At 61.6% G+C, this 17,782-nt stretch carries 18 protein-coding genes; 11 read left to right on the forward strand and 7 right to left on the reverse strand.

Annotated features, from left to right (window positions below; all coding sequences use genetic code 11):
* Nucleotides 1–11 precede the first annotated feature (11 nt).
* Nucleotides 12–2,633 (forward strand): TIGR02302 family protein, encoded by a 2,622-nt coding sequence (locus tag BN1012_RS13275; protein ID WP_043949966.1) that lies wholly within the window; start codon nucleotides 12–14, stop codon nucleotides 2,631–2,633.
* A 6-nt stretch (nucleotides 2,634–2,639) separates the two neighbouring features.
* On the opposite strand, the gene BN1012_RS17060 is transcribed toward BN1012_RS13275, so the two are convergent.
* A complete protein-coding gene (locus tag BN1012_RS17060) occupies nucleotides 2,640–3,551 on the reverse strand; it encodes a DUF3426 domain-containing protein (protein ID WP_052535317.1) in 912 nt (303 codons plus the stop codon).
* A gap of 328 nt (nucleotides 3,552–3,879) precedes the next feature.
* Here BN1012_RS17060 and ftsE point away from each other — a divergent pair, with 328 nt between their 5' ends.
* The 4 genes from ftsE to BN1012_RS13300 all read left to right on the forward strand — a co-directional run bounded on the left by ftsE (nucleotide 3,880) and on the right by BN1012_RS13300 (nucleotide 7,198).
* Nucleotides 3,880–4,533 carry a cell division ATP-binding protein FtsE gene (gene ftsE / locus BN1012_RS13285; RefSeq protein ID WP_043949967.1) on the forward strand — a complete coding sequence of 218 codons (654 nt, stop codon included), beginning with the start codon at nucleotides 3,880–3,882 and terminating at the stop codon, nucleotides 4,531–4,533.
* A gap of 20 nt (nucleotides 4,534–4,553) precedes the next feature.
* Entirely contained in the window at nucleotides 4,554–5,522 is a 969-nt protein-coding gene (locus tag BN1012_RS13290) for a cell division protein FtsX (protein WP_145973472.1), read from the forward strand.
* Nucleotides 5,523–5,767: 245 nt separating this feature from the next.
* On the forward strand, nucleotides 5,768–6,412 hold the full coding sequence (locus BN1012_RS13295) for a YdcF family protein (RefSeq protein WP_052535322.1): 645 nt from the start codon (nucleotides 5,768–5,770) through the stop codon (nucleotides 6,410–6,412).
* Between the two features lie 54 nt (nucleotides 6,413–6,466).
* Entirely contained in the window at nucleotides 6,467–7,198 is a 732-nt protein-coding gene (locus BN1012_RS13300) for a lysophospholipid acyltransferase family protein (protein WP_043949968.1), read from the forward strand.
* A 147-nt stretch (nucleotides 7,199–7,345) separates the two neighbouring features.
* Here the strand turns inward: BN1012_RS13300 and BN1012_RS13305 are convergent, their stop codons facing one another.
* The gene (locus BN1012_RS13305) at nucleotides 7,346–7,891 is read right to left on the reverse strand and encodes a gamma-glutamylcyclotransferase (protein ID WP_275450955.1); all 546 of its coding nucleotides are present in this window, start codon (nucleotides 7,889–7,891) and stop codon (nucleotides 7,346–7,348) included.
* A 21-nt stretch (nucleotides 7,892–7,912) separates the two neighbouring features.
* On the opposite strand from BN1012_RS13305, the gene BN1012_RS13310 reads away from it, so the two are divergent.
* Nucleotides 7,913–8,998: a DUF2125 domain-containing protein gene (locus BN1012_RS13310; RefSeq protein ID WP_043949970.1), complete on the forward strand. Its 1,086-nt coding sequence runs from the start codon at nucleotides 7,913–7,915 to the stop codon at nucleotides 8,996–8,998.
* 24 nt (nucleotides 8,999–9,022) lie between these two features.
* On the opposite strand, the gene BN1012_RS13315 is transcribed toward BN1012_RS13310, so the two are convergent.
* From BN1012_RS13315 to BN1012_RS17065, 3 genes are all read right to left on the reverse strand, one after another.
* On the reverse strand, nucleotides 9,023–9,982 hold the full coding sequence (locus BN1012_RS13315; protein ID WP_043949971.1) for a prephenate/arogenate dehydrogenase family protein: 960 nt from the start codon (nucleotides 9,980–9,982) through the stop codon (nucleotides 9,023–9,025).
* On the reverse strand, nucleotides 9,979–11,082 hold the full coding sequence (gene hisC / locus BN1012_RS13320) for a histidinol-phosphate transaminase (RefSeq protein ID WP_043949972.1): 1,104 nt from the start codon (nucleotides 11,080–11,082) through the stop codon (nucleotides 9,979–9,981). The genes BN1012_RS13315 and hisC overlap by 4 nt, the downstream gene beginning before the upstream one ends.
* A gap of 89 nt (nucleotides 11,083–11,171) precedes the next feature.
* Nucleotides 11,172–12,152 (reverse strand): chorismate mutase, encoded by a 981-nt coding sequence (locus tag BN1012_RS17065; RefSeq protein ID WP_052535325.1) that lies wholly within the window; start codon nucleotides 12,150–12,152, stop codon nucleotides 11,172–11,174.
* A 246-nt stretch (nucleotides 12,153–12,398) separates the two neighbouring features.
* Here BN1012_RS17065 and metX point away from each other — a divergent pair, with 246 nt between their 5' ends.
* On the forward strand, nucleotides 12,399–13,586 hold the full coding sequence (gene metX, locus BN1012_RS13330; RefSeq protein WP_420887265.1) for a homoserine O-acetyltransferase MetX: 1,188 nt from the start codon (nucleotides 12,399–12,401) through the stop codon (nucleotides 13,584–13,586).
* Between the two features lie 14 nt (nucleotides 13,587–13,600).
* Nucleotides 13,601–14,248, forward strand: a complete 648-nt coding sequence (gene metW / locus BN1012_RS13335; RefSeq protein ID WP_043949973.1) for a methionine biosynthesis protein MetW — start codon at nucleotides 13,601–13,603, stop codon at nucleotides 14,246–14,248.
* A gap of 352 nt (nucleotides 14,249–14,600) precedes the next feature.
* On the opposite strand, the gene BN1012_RS13340 is transcribed toward metW, so the two are convergent.
* Nucleotides 14,601–14,945, reverse strand: coding sequence for a P-II family nitrogen regulator (locus tag BN1012_RS13340; protein ID WP_043949974.1), 345 nt, complete (start codon nucleotides 14,943–14,945; stop codon nucleotides 14,601–14,603).
* Nucleotides 14,946–15,062: 117 nt separating this feature from the next.
* Nucleotides 15,063–15,824 carry a methyltransferase domain-containing protein gene (locus BN1012_RS13345; protein ID WP_043949975.1) on the reverse strand — a complete coding sequence of 254 codons (762 nt, stop codon included), beginning with the start codon at nucleotides 15,822–15,824 and terminating at the stop codon, nucleotides 15,063–15,065.
* A gap of 137 nt (nucleotides 15,825–15,961) precedes the next feature.
* Between BN1012_RS13345 and BN1012_RS13350 the strand changes: the two genes are divergently transcribed.
* The 3 genes from BN1012_RS13350 (at nucleotide 15,962) to BN1012_RS13360 (ending at nucleotide 17,709) form a co-directional block, all read left to right on the forward strand.
* On the forward strand, nucleotides 15,962–16,396 hold the full coding sequence (locus tag BN1012_RS13350) for a DUF3995 domain-containing protein (RefSeq protein ID WP_043949976.1): 435 nt from the start codon (nucleotides 15,962–15,964) through the stop codon (nucleotides 16,394–16,396).
* An 87-nt stretch (nucleotides 16,397–16,483) separates the two neighbouring features.
* Nucleotides 16,484–17,254 carry a hydroxyacylglutathione hydrolase gene (gene gloB, locus BN1012_RS13355; RefSeq protein ID WP_043949977.1) on the forward strand — a complete coding sequence of 257 codons (771 nt, stop codon included), beginning with the start codon at nucleotides 16,484–16,486 and terminating at the stop codon, nucleotides 17,252–17,254.
* Between the two features lie 17 nt (nucleotides 17,255–17,271).
* On the forward strand, nucleotides 17,272–17,709 hold the full coding sequence (locus tag BN1012_RS13360) for a cupin domain-containing protein (RefSeq protein ID WP_043949978.1): 438 nt from the start codon (nucleotides 17,272–17,274) through the stop codon (nucleotides 17,707–17,709).
* The last annotated feature ends 73 nt before the right edge of the window (nucleotides 17,710–17,782 follow it).

The raw sequence follows: 17,782 nt of genomic DNA on the forward strand, positions 1-17,782 counted from the left end.
GAGCGCGCATTTTGGCCGACAAGGCAGACAAATCAGGCATCAAGACGGGCTGGTCCAGCAGCTCTGAAGACGCCCTGCCAAAGGGTCTGGGACCCAAGGTCGCCATCACCCGCGCCAGCCTGGTCTGGGAGGCCCTGTGGCCGGCCCTGCTCGGCCCCGCCTGCCTTGCGGGCCTCTACGCCTCCGTGTCGCTGGTAGATGGCTGGAGCCTCCTGCCCGGCATTGTCCAGTGGCTTGCCTTCCTCGGTGTCATCGCAGGCAGTGGATGGTTTCTCTACGCCAATCTTAAAAATGTTTCATGGCCCGGTAAGGCAGACGCCCTGCGGCGCATCGAGACACGGTCAGGCCTCAAGCACCGTCCGCTTTCCTCGCTCGAAGACGCCCGCGCTGACTTCATCGGCAATCGTGCAGACGGTGCTGCTTTGTGGGAGCAGCACCTCGCGCAGATGGAAACTGCCGCGCAAAGCGCACAGGCCGTGACGCCAACATCAAAAGCCCCTCAGCTGGATCAATACGCCTTGCGGGCTGCCACCTTGCTGCTGCTCGTAAGCGCGCTGGTATATGCAGGACGTGACGCCCCCGCCCGCCTTGCTGAAAATCTGTTGCCCGGCGGCGCCCTGGGCGGTGCCTCAAGCACCATTGCCTTTGACGCATGGATCACCCCTCCTGCCTACACGGCGGTGCCGCCCCTGTTCCTCAACACCGTCCAGCAAACCGGGGGCGAGACGCCCAACACTGTCACGGTGCCCGAGGGAAGCGTCCTCACCGCACGGGTCTATGGCGCTTCCTCGGCGGAAGCCCGCCTGGCCGACACAGGCACAGATTTTGAGCCGGATGTATCCGGCGCCCATGAGATTGCGCTGTTGCTTGATCAAAGTGGTCCTCTCCAGATCATCGCCAACGGTCGCACCCTGGATGAGTTCGGGATTACGCTGAAGCCTGACAACGACCCGCAAATCCTGTTCACCGAGGGCGATGCGCTTTCTGTCACCGCGCAACTTTCCCTCGCCATCGGCTATGACCTGCTGGACGATTACGGCATTACGCGCGCAGAGATGCGCATCACCCTGCCCCAGCCTGAAGACGTCAGCACAACGCAAGATGCATCCGCCGGTGACGGCACCGCGCAGACGGATATTGGTGCCCTTGCGGCCGTCGAACCGCCCGTCCTCAAACTGCCTTTGCCATCCGCACGTGTTGTCGATGCGGAAGGAGAGTTCGCCTACAAAGACCTCACCAGCCATCCCTGGGCAGGTCTTCAGGTGGCGATCACCCTTGCAGCCTTCGACGAGGCAGAGCAGGAAGGCACCAGCCAGACACGCATCATGCGACTGCCCCAGCGCCGCTTCACGGATCCCGTTGCCCGAGCGGTCATTGAACAGCGCCAGCGCCTGGCCCGCACACCGGATGAAGCCCCGCAGGTGGCCGTGGCCCTGAACGCACTGACCCTTCACGCCGACAGATACTACGAGACCGCCAACGACTATCTGCCCCTGCGCGCCGCCCACTGGCGCCTGCGCGGGGCGAGCAATCCCGGCGATCTCGACGGCATCTATGACCTGCTCTGGGACATCGCCCTGCACTTTGAAGACGGCGACCTGTCTTTGGCAGAGTCCGCCCTGCGCGATGCCCAGGACGCCCTGATGGATGCTCTGGCCAATGGCGCACCTGATTCTGAAATCGAACGGCTGATGGAAGAGCTGCGCAACGCCATGGACCAGTTCCTTCAGGCGCTGGCCCAGCAGCAGATGCAGGCCGCCCAGAACGGCGACATGGCGCCCATGGACCCCAACATGCAGGCCCTGGAGCTCGGGGATCTTGAAAGCATGCTGGATGCCCTGCAGGACCTCGCCCAGTCCGGCTCCCGCGAAGCCGCCCGCCAGCTTCTGTCGGAGCTGCGCCAGATGATGGAAAATCTGGCAACCGGCGCCCCGGGCCAGATGAGCATGACGCCGCCGCAATCCGCCATGAATGATGCCATTGGTCAGATGGGTGAGATCATTGACCAGCAGCGCGCCCTGCAGGACGAAACCGTGCAGGAAGGCAATGCCGGTCAGGAAGGCCAGCAGGGCATGCCCCTTGGCGAAGACGGCGCGCAGCAAGGCGGCGAGCAGGGTGGCAGGCAGCAGGGCCGCAATGAAGGTACAGGCTCCGGTGGCACGCTCCAGCAGCGCCAGGAGGATGTGCGCAACAGCCTCAGCCAGCTACGCGAAGGCCTGAACGGCACGGGCGTCGATAGCCCATCCGCTCTTGGCCGCGCTGACCGCTCGATGCGGGAAGCCCAGGAAGCCCTTGAAAGCGGTGACCTTGAACGCGCCGCCCGCAAACAGGGCGAAGCCATTGAAAATCTGCGCGACGGCGCACAGGCCTTGGCAGAAAGCCTGCTCAACGAGTTGGCCATGTCCGGCGAACAGCAAGGGCAGGATCGTGGCCAGGGCGGCGAAGGCCGCGACCCGCTGGGCCGGCCCCAACGCACTACCGGGCCGCAGCAGGGCGACGGTGTGGATGTTCCCGATGAAAGCGAGGTCCAGCGCGCCCGCCGCATTCTCGAAGAATTGCAACGTCGCGCAGGCGACCGCGAGCGTCCACCCATCGAGCTGGACTATCTCAACCGGTTGTTGAAACGCTTTTAAAGGGCGTTAGGTTTCGTCGGACGGAACCGGCGTTTCGTTGCCTGTATATTCACCAGGTTCAACAAATCGCAGGACAAGATCACGCGCCGCAGCCGGTGGGCTGGACAAGCGAGTTACAAACTCAGCCGTGGCACCGGCATCAAGCTCGGCCTCTGGAATGGCAAAGAAGTAGTGATAGAGCTCCTGGCCTTCTGCATCTCGCAGCGCCACGCGCACACGCGGCACGGACCCCCGCTCTTCAGACACATTCACGATCTCACCACGGATGGAGAGAACCTTCAGACCATTTTCAACAGCCTGCTCATACACAACCTGCCGGAACTCCATGCCCTGTTCGGCGACCGGGGTTCCAATCATTTCGTAGAGCGAAGCTGTCGATGGCCAGTAGCGCGCGATGTCACCACGGAATGCCCAGGCTGACCCGAAAAACGCCACCACAAACAAAACCAGTGCCGCCCAGCCCACAAGCTCGCCACGCGATCGTTTGGGCGCGGCGGTCGGTTTGAACTTCGCAGGCTGCGAGGCCGCAGCATCGTCCGTCAGGTCATCGGTGGGTGCAGAAAATTCTTCTTCTGGAAGCGTCGTCTCTTCGATTGCGGCAGGCCGCTTGATCACCGGCCTGGCGGCAGCTGGTGCCTCTTCAGGTGTATCGTCTGCGGCCTCTTCAGCGGCAGGTGCCGGGGCGGCGGTTGCTGGTGTCGCTGGCGCCGGAGCAGCGGGCTCTCGGGCCGGTTCCGGCTCAGGAGTAGGTGTCGCTTCAACAGGTTCCTCAAGCTCTACCGGCTTGGGTGCATCTTCCGGAGGTGCCTGGAACCACTCATTGTTGCAGCTCGCACAACGCACTTTACGGCCCGGCGCCTTGAAGGCGGCAGCCTTGACCGTGTAGCGCGTTTCACATTCCGGGCAGGTGATAATCATGTGCGGGCGGGCAATCTCTCAGTCTCTTAGCCAGCGCGACAGCCAAAGCATGCGTGCCGGATTTCGATGTTGCGTGTTTTGCATGTCCCCAATGAACTAGGCAAGTCGAACTAGGCAAGCAGGCAGGTCCTCAACAGACAACGCAGCCCCTTCCATAGCAGGTCCTATGGTGCTTGCCTTATCAATGCGCCAAAGTCCGTTAAAACTTGGCTAACCATGCTGCGATTCGCTGCAAATCTGCGTGTTTTGGTGCCAAATAACCCCTTTATGCCCCGCGAGCAGACCCGCGCGGCCTTTCTTGATCCCTCCAACCAGGGCGTGCGTTTCGGTGATCCGCTTCGAAAATGTCGGCCTTCGCTACGGATTGGGTCCTGAAGTCCTGCGCGATATCAGCTTTCATCTGGAACCCGGTGGATTTCATTTTCTCACCGGGCCGTCTGGTGCCGGCAAGACATCCCTCCTCAAACTGATGTTTCTGGCGCTGCGCCCGTCCCGCGGCCTCATCACCATGTTTGGCAATGACCTCGCAACCACAAGTCGCCAGCAACTGCCCGCCCTGCGCCGGCGCATCGGTGTGGTCTTTCAGGAATTCCGCCTGCTCGATCACCTCACGACCTTCGACAATGTGGCCCTTCCCTTGCGCATCGCTGGCCACGACATGGCCGATTACAAGGACGACGTGATCGAACTGCTGCAATGGGTCGGCCTTGGCGAGCGCATGCACGCAACACCGGCAACCCTGTCAGGCGGCGAAAAGCAGCGCGCTGCCATCGCCCGCGCCGTCGTTGCCCGCCCGGATGTTCTTCTGGCGGATGAACCAACCGGCAATGTGGACCCTGAAATGGGCATGCGCCTGCTGCGCCTGTTTGAAGAACTCAATCGCTTCGGCACCACCGTTCTCATTGCCACCCATGACCACGCTTTGGTGGAGCGCTCCGGCGCACCTGTCCTGCATCTGGCAAAGGGTGAACTGACCCAATGACCGGCGCTGCAAGAAACAAGATGACCGCCCGCAGCATGGCCTTCGCCGTCACCCAGCGGTTTGGACAGCGCTTTGGCCTCACAGGTCCTGACAGTCCGGACATGGAAGGTCTGGAGCCTGCCAGCGATCTGATGCCCCGTGGACGCGGCGGCGCGGCTCTGGGCGTGGTCATTGCCGGCATGTGCTACCTCGCCTGCCTTGCTCTTGGCGGCGCGCTCCTGACGTCTGACGCAAGCCGCGCATGGACACAGGACCTCGACCGCGCCCTCACCATTCAGGTGGTGCCGCGCGCGGGTGTGGATGTGGAGGCCGAAGCGCAGGCCGTCATCGCCCTGCTTGAGGCCGAACCAAAAATCGCATCCGTCGAAGCCTTGCCGGAATCAGCATCCGCTGCCCTGATCGAGCCATGGCTTGGCGATTCTGATGCGTTGTCCGGTCTGCCCATTCCTCTGCTCATTCACGCGGACATGGCGCCGGGGGCCACGATCAATCTCGACACATTGCGGGCACGCCTCAAGGCCGCCGCGCCCAACGCCACCCTCGACACACATGCACGCTGGCGCGACGAACTGGCGGGCGCGGCAACGGTGATTGAACTGGTCGGCATGGGCATCCTCGCCCTTGTGGCCATCACCACCGCCGCCATCGTGGTGTTCGCCACCCGCTCTGCTCTTGCAGCAAACCGCGACACCGTCGAAGTGCTGCATCTTATCGGGGCGCGCGACACGTTCATTGCCGGTGAAGTACAAAAACGCTTCCTCACAACCGGTCTCAAGGCCGGTCTTGCCGGCTGGGGTGCTGCAACAATTACCTTTCTGCTGTTTGGCCTTTCCGCCAGTGACGGCGCGGGCATCGTGTCCCTGCTGCCGCAACTGCAGATGCCCTGGACCCATTATCTGATCCTGCTGGCCGTCCCGGTTGCAGCAACGGCGCTGACCGCAATCGCGGCGCGCATGACCGTGGTCCGCGCCATGGCGCCCACGCTTTAGCCATATTTTTCAGCCTTTATTTGCCCTGAAAAACAACCACGTGTTTTCAGTCGTTCGCAGAGTTGCGATCATGGCGAGAGCAGGCCGCAGAACACGCTGGATGACATGAATGGCACGATATTCGCTGTTAATCAGGGGTCTAACTGGCGGCACGTAAAAACTTGACGGCATTGGGACAATGCCTGACTACCAAACACAGCCTTTCTGCCAGTTTTATGAGTTTCAACGCGTAGCCGGAAAATACATTGAACGACCCGATTCCCATTTTCGGACAGTCAAACGGGGAAGAGCGCAGGCGCTTCCGGCCCGTACGGCTGCTTGTCGTGCTCGTGGCAACGCTTTTTCTCGTCGCTGTCGGCGGCTTTCTCCAGTTCGTCGTGGAAATCCCCGAACCGGCAGAACAGTCAGCCACAGCGCCCCCACTCGATGTAGACGCCATCGTGGTCCTGACCGGAGGGCGTGACCGCATCCAGACAGCCATGCAGCTTCTTGAAAGCGGCACCGGGTCACGGCTGCTCATTTCCGGCGTCAACACCGACATCACCCGTGAGGACTTGGCCGCCCAGTTCGGTGGACCCAACACGCGCTTCGACTGCTGCGTAGACCTTGGCTTCCGCGCCCGCACCACCATGGGCAATGCGGACGAGACCAAGCGCTGGGTCGGCGAGAAAAACTATGCCTCGATTGCGGTTGTGACCAGCAACTATCACATGCCCCGCAGCCTGCTTTTGCTGCGCACTGAGATGCCCGATGTCACGCTGGTCCCGGTTGTTGTGGCGAGCAACAGCTCGGAGTCGGACCAACTCTTTGGCAATGTCAGGGTTGCGCGTCTTCTCGTCTCGGAGTACGCGAAATATGTCATTACCCTGCTGCGCACCCGGTTTGGCTAGATCACTGAGAGCTGCATCCGCGACCTGCGCACTGAAAACGAGAACCCACATCCCGTGATCGCGCTCCGCTCGCTCCTCTTCCAGGTATTTCTCTACACCACCAGCGCCGTCATGACGCTTGGCTGCCTGCCGCTGCTGGTCCTGCCCAGACGCTACACGGCGTCCGCCATCAGGCTGTGGTCAAAACTGCAATTGTGGGGGGCTGCCACCATCACCGGCATCACCTACGAAATTCGCGGCGCGGAAAATCTGCCCGCCGGTCCCTGCCTCATCGCGTCCAAACACCAAAGCATGTGGGACACCATCTTCTGGGCCGTCGGTGCAAAAGACCCGGCCATCGTCCTCAAGAAGGAACTCACTTATGTGCCGCTTTATGGCTGGTACGCCATGAAGGCCGCAATGATCTCCATTGATCGCGGGTCCGGCCCCAGTGCCATCCGCAAGCTGGTGCGCCAAGGCAAACGGGCGATCGCCAACAACCGACCAATCATGATTTTTCCTGAGGGCACCCGCAGCGCGCCCGGCTCCCTGCCGGATTACAAACCCGGTGTCGCAGCTCTTTACACCCAGCTGGATGTACCCTGCATTCCCGTGGCGCTGAACTCCGGCATGTTCTGGGCCCGTCGCGCCCTCAAGCGCCAGCCTGGCACCATCGTGGTAGACATCCTTCCAGCCATTGAGCCCGGCCTCAAACGTCGCGACTTCATGGTACAGCTTGAAACAGCTATTGAACCTGCCACCACCCGCCTCGTTGCAGAAGCCAAGTCGAAGATCGCAACCGACTAACCTTCGATTGTCTCCTCCAAGTGGATTGTCCGGTTAAACCGGACAATGGCGATCTGTAGCGAGTGCCACCTCTCCATGTCCACACTCAACCAAAACCACACGCCATCCCATGGCTTGACCGGGGGATCCAGATGCCAGGCACCTGCCTTACCCCAAGAGCCTCTCAACATCGCGAAGCAGCGCCTCAAGTCCACTGTCGCGAATGCCCATCTCGCGCAGATGTTCCACCATGCTGGCGAGATACTCCGGGTTGCGGCCCGACTTTCCTTCGCCATAGGCAATCAACTCCGCCTGGGTGGGCGCATCAAGCCGTCCGGCATATTGCTCATGTCCGGGCTCCGCCACATAGGTCAGCACATTTGTGCGCCGGGACTTGTCGTCCAGTTTCACGGCATTGACCCGCACTTCACGATAGACCGCCGTCACCTGTTCGCGCTCACGCAGATAGGCAATGGTTTCATCCGCATTGCCCGCAGCAACGCGGTACAGCATGCCCCGGCACGCGCCACCACGGGTCAGACCCAGCACAAGCCCCGGCTTCTCCGGCGTGCCGCGATGATGGTGGCTGTAAACACAAAAGGCCCGGTGATACCCGGCGATCCGTGCCTGATGGCGTTCCAGATACTCAAAGCCCGGCCGCCACATGAGTGAGCCGTAACCAAAGACCCACAGGTCCTGAAGATTATTATCCACGGCTGCGCCAGACCTTCGTAAATGCACTATCGTTCGCACGTGATGCAGCCGACACTCGTCTGCACACCCCCGCAATATCGCAAGTCTGGCCCCATGCTCAACCGCATCCCTAAAATCTCCTACCCGCTTCTCGGCCTGCTCCTGCTCATGGGCCTGTACTGGATCTACTGGAGCACCCTGGCGGACCGCATGAAGGTCGAAGTGGAAAACTGGGCCGCCGCCCAATCGCGCAACGGCATCACAGTCACCTGGGACGACATGCGCGCCCGCGGCTGGCCCCTGCGCCTGCGCCTGGAACTCGACAATCTGCGCTATGACGCTGCCAATGCAGATGTGCCGTGGAGCTGGACCACTCCAGAGTTCCACGCCCACGCCCTGCCCTATCGCCTCAACCACATCATTGCGTCCGCTAAAAGCCCCATGCAGGTGACCTACGGTGCAGACGAAGCACAACAAAACTGGGAAGTGACCGCTGACGGCACGGACGCAAGCTACGTCATGGAGAGTGGCGCTCCGGCGCGTCTGGCCATCGATCTGCAATCAGTCGTGGCCACCCGCCTTGATATGCCCGCAACCGTCGGTGCCGAGCGTCTCCAGCTCCACGCCCGCAAGGCCGATGATGTACCAGGCGCCGTCGACATCGCCCTGCGCGGCGCTGATATCGCCATGGGAAAGACAGTGGCACCCGGCATCACAGACGTTCTCGGCCCGCTCATCAACCATGTCGGCATTCAGTCGCGTGTAACCGCCAATGCAGGCGACAACGTGTTTCAGGATATCGCGTTGCTGCAGCTTGAAGGCAGCGAAATCCAGGTCTCACAGGGCACTGTCACCTGGGGCGAAACCGGAGCAACCGGGTCAGGCAAACTGGACATCGCCCCGGACGGCACAAGCAATGGCCGTTTCGATACAACCCTCAAAGGCCATGACACCATCGTTGATGGATTGATCGCCCAGGACCTTGTGGCCCGCAATCTTGAAGGCACGCTGAAATCAGCGCTCGCCATCCTGTCCCTGACATCAGGCGCGGAGCCGGGGAGCATCCGCCTCCCGATCATCATCCGCGACAGCGAAGTCTATCTGGGTCCGGTGCCGCTCAATCTCTGAACCGCCACAAGACAACCGCAAGACCTACTGCTCGTCGTCGCCCGGTTTTGCGTGACGCCCAAAATCAGGCACAGCTGAGTCCTGTCCCGCATCAATGATGCTACGGCGAATATCGCGCGTGTGGGAGAACAGAGTAAACAGCGTGTCCCCATCGCCCCAGCGGATCGCCCGCTGCAGGGCAGACAGGTCTTCCGCAAAGCGCCCCAGCATCTCCAGCACCGCTTCGCGATTGTTCAAAAAGATATCGCGCCACATGGTCGGATCTGACGCTGCAATACGTGTGAAGTCACGAAAACCGCCGGCGGAATACTTGATGACATCAGACTGGGTCACCGTCTCAAGGTCTGCCGCTGTGCCCACAATGTTGTAAGCGATCAGATGCGGCAGGTGACTGGTAATGGCCAGCACCAGATCATGATGGTGCGGGTCCATGAAATCCACGTCGCTGCCGCAGCCGCGCCAGAACTGCGCCAGCTTTTCAACCTCTGCACGGTCCGCCACATGGGCCACATCATCTTCCGCCGCCCCAATCGGCGTCAGAATGCACCAGCGCCCGTCAAACAGTTCGGCAAAGCCTGCATCAGGCCCGGACTGTTCCGTGCCCGCAATCGGGTGGCCGGGCACAAAGTGAACCCCATCCGGAATATGCGGACTGACATCCCGCACCACCGCTGACTTGACCGACCCCACATCCGTCACGATGGCACCTTGTGACAGCACCGGCGCAATGGTTTCAGCCAGAGCAGCAAACGCCCCGACGGGAGCTGCCAGCACAATCAGGTCAGCGCCCCTGGCTGCATCCTCCGCGATCTCGCAAACCTCGTCGCAGAACCCAAGCTCGCGCGCCCTGGCCCGCGTCTTCGGCGAGCGCGCAAAGCCCGCAATGTGTGTGGCAAGGCCGCCACGGCGCACCGCATGGGCAAGGGATGCCCCAAGCAGCCCAAGCCCGAGAATGGCGACACGCTCAAACAGCGGTTCACTCATGGGGATGCACTCCCGGCCATAAAGTCGGTGAGCGCCGCCACAACCAGTTCGTTCTGCTCCGCCAGACCAATGGTCATCCGCAGACAGTCCGGCAGCTTGTAAGAAGCCGTCCCCCGCAGGATCAGACCGCGCTCGCGCAGAAACGCATCTGCCGCGTCCGCCGTCTTTCCGTTTTCGCCGGAAAACCGCAGCAGCAGAAAATTCGCCACCGCCGGAACAACTTCAATGCCAATCGATGTGAACTGAGTGGTCAGTTTCTCAAGCCACTCCTGATTGTGCGCCACCGACTTGGCCACGTGGCCCGTGTCTTCAATCGCTGCCATCGCCGCCGCCTGTGCCGGCGCGCTCACATTGAACGGTCCGCGCACCCGGTTCATGGCATCCACAACCGTTTCAGGCCCGTAGAGCCACCCCACACGCAAGGCCGCAAGCCCGTGCACCTTTGAGAACGTCCGCGTCATCACCACGTTGGGCGATGTCGCCACGAGCTCAAGACCTGCCTCATAGTCATTGCGCTGCACATATTCCGCATACGCAGCATCCATGATCAGCAACACGTTGCCCGGCAATCCAGCCTGCAAGCGCTTGACTTCGTCGATGGGAATGTATGTGCCCGTTGGGTTGTTGGGATTGGCCACAAACACCATGCGCGTGCGGTCGGTCACAGCTCCGAGAATGGCGTCCACATCTGTCGTCAGTCCGCTTTCGGTCACTTCCACAGGCACACCACCGGCGGCCTGCGTCGCAATGCGATAGACCGCAAAGCCGTGCTCCGTGTGAATGGCTTCATCGCCCTTGCCCAGAAAGGCCTGCGCCAGCAGGTGAAACAGCTCGTCCGACCCGTTGCCACACACAATGCGCGAGGCATCCAGCCCATAGCGCTTGGCAATGGCACCACGAAGCCCGCCATACCCACCGTCGGGGTAAATCTCCATCGACTGCGCAGCGTCAAGATACGCCTTGCGCGCCTCGGGGCTTGGCCCCAGCGGTGTTTCGTTTGCAGAAAGTTTGATCGCGGTATCGCGCCCGGCGATTTTTGCTTCGCCTGCCTTGTAAGGGGTGATCCCCTCAATACCGTCGCGCGGTGTAATCTCACCCATCGCGTTGTTCCTTGAAAAAATGTCTTCTCATCTGCCCGGCTTCAAAGTGTCGCCCGCCCGAAGTGCCGTCCCCTTTTCACCAGTCTGGCTCAGAGGCCGATTGGCACCGGATAACCGCCAACCGGATAGGTCTCTCCGAACGGGCCGCCATGGCGTGTATCCATGAGGCTAAGCCGTTCATCGTCACCTTCAATGTGACCATCAATGGCGATCAGATGAAGCTGGGGCGCACCGGCGCCCTTGTCCGTTTCAGGACCCGCATGGGGGTCATCAGCAAAGGCAAGACGCCATGCGGACAATCCGGCTTTTTCAAAAGCGGCTCCGCAAATGTCGGGGCTGACAAAACCCGAAGACGTGGAAACAACCAAAGTGATGTCGTCGCCGGACGGATTGCGCGGTGCTTTCGCCACCACAACCGCACGTGGACCATCACCGGCCAGATACCGCCGCCGCACCGGGGCATCACCTTCAGCAGCCACAACAAAAGGCAGCGCCGCCACAATGCTGGGCGATCCTTCAGCACGATTGAGCAATGTCCACCAGGGCGCATCCCCGGGCTTTGCCCCACGCTGACCATTTTCAGGCGCCGGCAGCACCGCGACACCGGCCGACCCGTCAGCGACCTGGCGCACCGCGTTGCGGGCATCCTCGGCCACTGTCACGGGAATGCTCGACCCAAATTGCTGACGGGCGAGGTCAAACCGCTGCACCGCACCGTCACCGCCGGCAATCGTCGCGGCAAAAGGTGCCTGAATGGCCGTCATCGCCGCAATCAGCTCATGCCAGAGGTCGGCAACGGACATAAAAGGCAAGGGACCTTTGTGGCGGGCCACGAGACGCCGCAGCATCTGGGCCTCACGCTCGATGCGGATCGGGCTGGCAGACAGAAGCGCTGGGCCCTTGGCGGCAGCCACCTGACCCACGACTTCCGCCCGCGCCATCAGCAAATCGTGGATTTCATCGTCAATCCGGTCAATTTCCACGCGCGCAGCAGCCAGGTCCGTGACCTTGTCGGTCTCAGAGCCAGTCTCGGCCGCTTCAGCAGGCGGGGTTTTTGTCGACGCGGACATCGGGTGATTTCAACTCTTGGCCAGGGCGGGAAGCGCGTATCAATAGGGCGTGCCGGGTCGAAAATCAAAAAAAACCGCCCTTCATCCCTCCTGTCCGGGAATTAATCTGTTTACCGCCCGCATCTGCCGCCCATTGACAGACCCCGCCCGGCTTTCCTAGCTACCTGCCCGCATTTTGTAATGCAGCCCGGCTTTGCACACCCAAGGGGTGCTGAAACGGCTGCTTGCCGCTATTACATGGCGACCATGACGAACGTTGAGACCAGTTTTGACGCTGAAGGGGCCGCATCCGGCGCCCAAAGCCATGTCCATGTCTTTGGACCCGACCAGCCGCTCAGGCTGGACGGTGGCGTCGATCTGACGCCGTTCGAGATCGCCTACCAGACCTATGGCGAACTGAACGCCGACAAATCAAACGCGGTTCTCATTACCCACGCGCTGACCGGCGACCAGCATGCCGCCAATGCCCACCCGGCCACAGGCAAGGCCGGCTGGTGGAACCATATGGTGGGGCCGGGCCGTCCGATTGATACGGACAAGTACTTTGTCATCTGCCAGAACGTGATCGGCGGCTGCCTGGGCACGACCGGTCCAACTGCCATCAACCCGGCAACCGACGAGCCCTATGGCCTCAACTTCCCGGTCATCACCATCGGCGACATGGTGCGGGCGCAGGCCATGCTGGTTGAAGCGCTGGGAATCGAGCAACTGTTCTGCGTCGCCGGCGGCTCCATGGGCGGCATGCAGGTGCTTGAGTGGTGTGCGTCTTTCCCCGAGCGGGTCTTCAGCGCCATTCCCATTGCCACCGCAGCGCGGCATTCAGCTCAGAACATCGCGTTCCACGAAGTGGGTCGCCAAGCCATCATGGCTGACCCCAACTGGCAGAGCGGCAACTACAACGCCGAGGACAGCTACCCCTCAAAGGGGCTGGCGGTTGCCCGCATGGCTGCACACATCACCTATCTGTCGGAAGCAGCGCTGCACAGAAAGTTCGGCCGCAACCTGCAGGACCGCGAAAGCGTCACCTACGGGTTTGAAGCCGACTTCCAGATTGAGAGCTATCTGCGCCACCAGGGCTTCACCTTCGTGGATCGCTTTGACGCGAACGCCTATCTCTTCATTACCCGCGCCATGGACTATTTCGATCTCGCCGCCGACCACGCCCGCCGCCACGGGCTTGAAAGTGGCACGCTGGCCGATGCCTTCCGTGGCACGACAACGCGTTTCTGCGTGGCGTCATTCACCAGCGACTGGCTGTACCCAACGTCTGAGAGCCGCCAGATCGTGCACGCGCTCAACGCCGTTGCCGCCAATGTGAGTTTCGTCGAGATCGAGAGCGACAAGGGCCACGACGCATTCCTGCTGGATGAGCCGGAGCTGTTTGCAACGATTTCAGGTTTCATCGGCGCGTCTGCCCGCGCGCGTGGATTGTAGGGGAGGACGCACACATGGCTGCTGCAATGCCCGCCCCACCCCGCGCCACCCGCGCCGACCTTGCCCGCATCGCCGAGCTTGTGAGCCATGGCGCCCGCGTGCTCGACATTGGCTGTGGCGACGGGCAATTGCTGGAGATCATGCGCGATGAGCGCGGCGTTGATGGCCGTGGCATCGAGCTGTCACAGACCGGCGTGAATGCGTGTGTGTCGCGTGGTCTTTCTGTCATCCAAGGCGACGCCGACACCGACCTTGCGGACTATCCCGACCGCGCCTTTGATTTCGTGATCCTGTCGCAAACCATTCAGGCTACCCAGAACCCGCGCGAAGTGATGACGCAGATGATGCGCATTGGCCGCCGGGTGATCGTGTCATTCCCCAATTTCGGTCACTGGAAAGTCCGAACCCATGTCGCCCTGCGCGGCCGCATGCCGGTCACGTCGTCGCTGGGATATGAGTGGTGGGAAACGCCGAATATTCATCTGTGTACCCTCACAGATTTTACAGCCCTGTGTGATCTGCTGGGCGCGGACGTTGAGCGCACCATTACCCTAGGCAGCATGTTCGGAGGCTCTGGCGCCGTCCGGACACAAAAAGGCCCGCCCGGCTGGTGGGCAAACCTCACCGCCGAACAGGCCATTTTCGTGCTGGATTGCCAGTAAACACACGACACCCACCCCGTGTCCCCGGACTTGATCCGGGGCCTACTCGCAAAAGCGATTGGGCAGGGTGCTGACGGCTCATGCCAAGGGTGCCCGACGGGCACTAAAGCAAGCAGGAGAGAGAGTGGACCCTCCGGTCAAGCCGGAGGGATACGGAAAAGAGGGCGAAGCCCAATCCCCTCTTGCGCCATTGTCCGGCTTGACCGGACAATCCACGCCACTGGTGCGGGGTCAGCGATTGGATCCCCCGGTCAAGCCGTGGGATGGCGGTTGGGTGTGCACAGACCTTGTCGACCCACAGGAGTGCTCGAGCCCTCGCAAGGCGACCCGACCCGTTTACCGGCAGGCGGTGTTAGCCTGCGATGGCTTCCGCGCCGGTTTCACCGGTGCGAATACGCATGGCGGCCTGGAGATCGCTGATGAAGATCTTGCCGTCACCGATCTTGCCTGTCTTGGCCGCACCGGCAATGGCGTCTGCTACCTTGTCTGCCATGGCATCGTCGCACGCCACATCGACACGTACCTTCGGCACGAGCTGCACCACATATTCAGCGCCACGGTAAATCTCGGTCTGGCCTTTCTGGCGGCCATAGCCCTTCACCTCTGTGACGGTCAGACCCTGAATGCCAATGCCGGACATGGCCGTCAGAACTTCGTCGATCCGTGATGGTTTGATAATTGCTGTGACCATGCGCATGGCTGTGTGCTCCCCTAAAGGCTGTTTCCTGACCGGCTCCATGTTTGCAGTGACATGCCCGGCATTCTTTTTCAGCCAATAGCCTAAGCGCGGGCGCGAAACCGGGCAAGCACCCGATCACTCGTCATCCGCAGCATCCATCCATAGATCGCGGGCAGGTGCCGGCGCGCGCACCGGCGCCACCAAAGGTAGGCGGCGGCGGGCCCGTTCGCGATGGCCCGTTGGGGCATAGATCTGCTTGGTGGCTTCCACCAGAATCACACCGGAAAAACGAGGCCACAGCGTCGCCCCCAATCGCTCCCACGCAATCGCTGACCGCAAAAACATCCGCCAGCCGACAGGCGGCATGTAAAGCGCCGACGACCATTCAACCGGCGTGAACATGGCATTGCGCAACAGCGACACAAGCTGCCCGCGCGAGAATGGCTGGCCGCTCCCAAAGGGTGACCCCTCCCCGCGTGCCCACATGCCCCGTCGGTTCGGCGCGACAATCAGGATCCGCCCACCCGGGGCAAGCACGCGCCACGCTTCGCGCAACGCAGGCCGCAGCTGGTCCGCCCCTTCCAGATGATGCACCAGCAACAACCGGTCTACGGAGGAATCCGATAGCGGCAGGCAGACTTCGTCCACCAGCCCCGTCAGGAATTTCCCATCCCTCGGCCAGTGCAGGACACCCTGCTGCGCAGGCATCAAGGCCGCCACGCGTGTTGCCTCATCACGGAACATGCCCAGAAAGGGCGTCGCATAGCCCAGACCAACAACGCTCATGCCGGCGACATTGGGCCAGCACGCCCGCACGGCCCGACCCACAAGCCGCCGCGCAACACGCCCAAGCGGCCGCCCGTAAAAGTCTCGCAAATCAACGACATCCAGATGCATGAGCCCATGCTAGCAGCAAGATGTTACGGGGTCTTTGATGATCAACCGGCCTGCGCACCCAATCCTGCAATACCTGTAAATTGTGTGTGGCAATTTGCCGGGTCGCGGTCCGTCGTCACCTGTTGGACGCTAACTGAATGATGATTGCATACCCGCTCATGTCGCTGCTCATCCTGATTGGCCTCATCCACGCCTATTGGGGGCTGGGTGGCCGGTGGCCCGGTACCGACGACACAAGCTTTGTGGAACATGTGGTGGGGCGCACCAAAGACATGCAGCCGCCTACACCCCTGGCCTGCTTTGGGGTATCGGCAGCACTTGTCATAGCCGCCTGCCTGGTCGCTATAAAGGCTGGAGGTATCTCAAATGCCTCAGTGCCGCCCATCGCCATTGATGTGGCTTTTTGGGGTGCCGCATCGGTCTTTGCACTGCGCGGCGTCGCGGGATACATCCCCGTGGCCATGGCCTATGCCCGCGACACGCCCTTCCATCGCCTCAACCGACTGTATTACTCGCCCCTGTGCCTCATCATCGCAGCGGGATTTGCACAGATCGGCTTCAGCGCCAATTGAACCGCGTGACCACGCGTCCTAGTGTGCAGTCTAAGCCCCAATTACCCGGTCCCCGCACCCCGACCCCAGCATACGACGGAGCGTCAGATGTCCGATCTCATCGTCCACCAGATCCCCTGCCTCAGTGACAATTACGGCTATCTGCTGCACTCACAGAAAACCGGTGAAACAGCCACCATCGACACGCCGGAAGTAGAACCCATTCTCAAGGCGCTGGACGAAAAAGGCTGGCGGCTGACCCATATCCTCAACACCCACCACCATTTCGACCACGCTGGCGGCAACCGAGAAATCAAGACCCGCACCGGCTGCACGGTCATTGGCCCCAAGGACGAAGCCGACAAGATCCCCGGCATTGATCGCGCGGTAGGCGATGGGGACACGGTCGAATTCGGCGGCGGTGTGGCGCAGGTGCTCGGCGTTCCCGGGCACACCGCAGGCCACATTGCCTTTAGCTTTCCCGATGAAAAGATCGCCTTCGTCGGTGACACGTTGTTCGCCCTTGGTTGCGGCCGTCTGTTTGAAGGCACGCCTCAGCAGATGTGGACCAGCCTGCAAAAGCTGATAGCGCTTCCTGATGAGACCATCGTCTATTGCGCCCACGAATACACGCAGGCCAATGCAAAGTTCGCGCTCTCCGTCGAACCGGACAATGCCGACCTTCAGGCCCGCTCCCGTGAGATTGATGAGCTGCGCCGCAAGGGCACGCCAACGGTTCCCACCACCATCGGCCTTGAGAAAGCCACCAACCCGTTCCTGCGGCCCGCCAGCGATGACCTGCAGCGCACCATCGGCCTGGAAGGCGCCAACCTTGTGGATGTCTTCGCCAAAACCCGTGAACTCAAAGACAATTTCTAAGGGCGACGCACACCTCCATGGACGCCAAGAGCATTATCGCCACCCTTGATCTCAAGCCCCATCCAGAAGGCGGCTATTTCAAGGAAACGTTTCGCGATCCCGCTGGCGGCGACCGCGGCCACTCCACCGCCATCTACTACCTACTCGAGGCAGGCGATCTTTCGCACTGGCATCGCGTGCTGGATGCGGTCGAGGTCTGGCACTGGTACGCCGGCGGCCCGCTGGCGTTGACCCTGTCGCCAGACGGTCACGACGCGGAAGCGTTTCGCCTTGGCCCCGAACTCACCGCAGGCCAGCGCCCGCAGGTGATTGTGCCCGCCGGCCACTGGCAAACCGCTGAAAGCCTTGGCGAATGGACCCTGTGCGGCTGCACGGTTGCACCGGGCTTTGAGTTTGCAACTTTCGAGATGGCTCCCGCTGACTGGCGCCCAACCCCGCGCCCTCAGGGCCGCTGAACACACCGGCAACGCCACAGTTAACCTTGGCGACTCACACCTTCGATCCTGATGCGCTATAGTGTGCGTGGGG

This window comes from Candidatus Phaeomarinobacter ectocarpi, from assembly GCF_000689395.1.
Classification (GTDB): domain Bacteria; phylum Pseudomonadota; class Alphaproteobacteria; order CGMCC-115125; family CGMCC-115125; genus Pyruvatibacter; species Pyruvatibacter ectocarpi.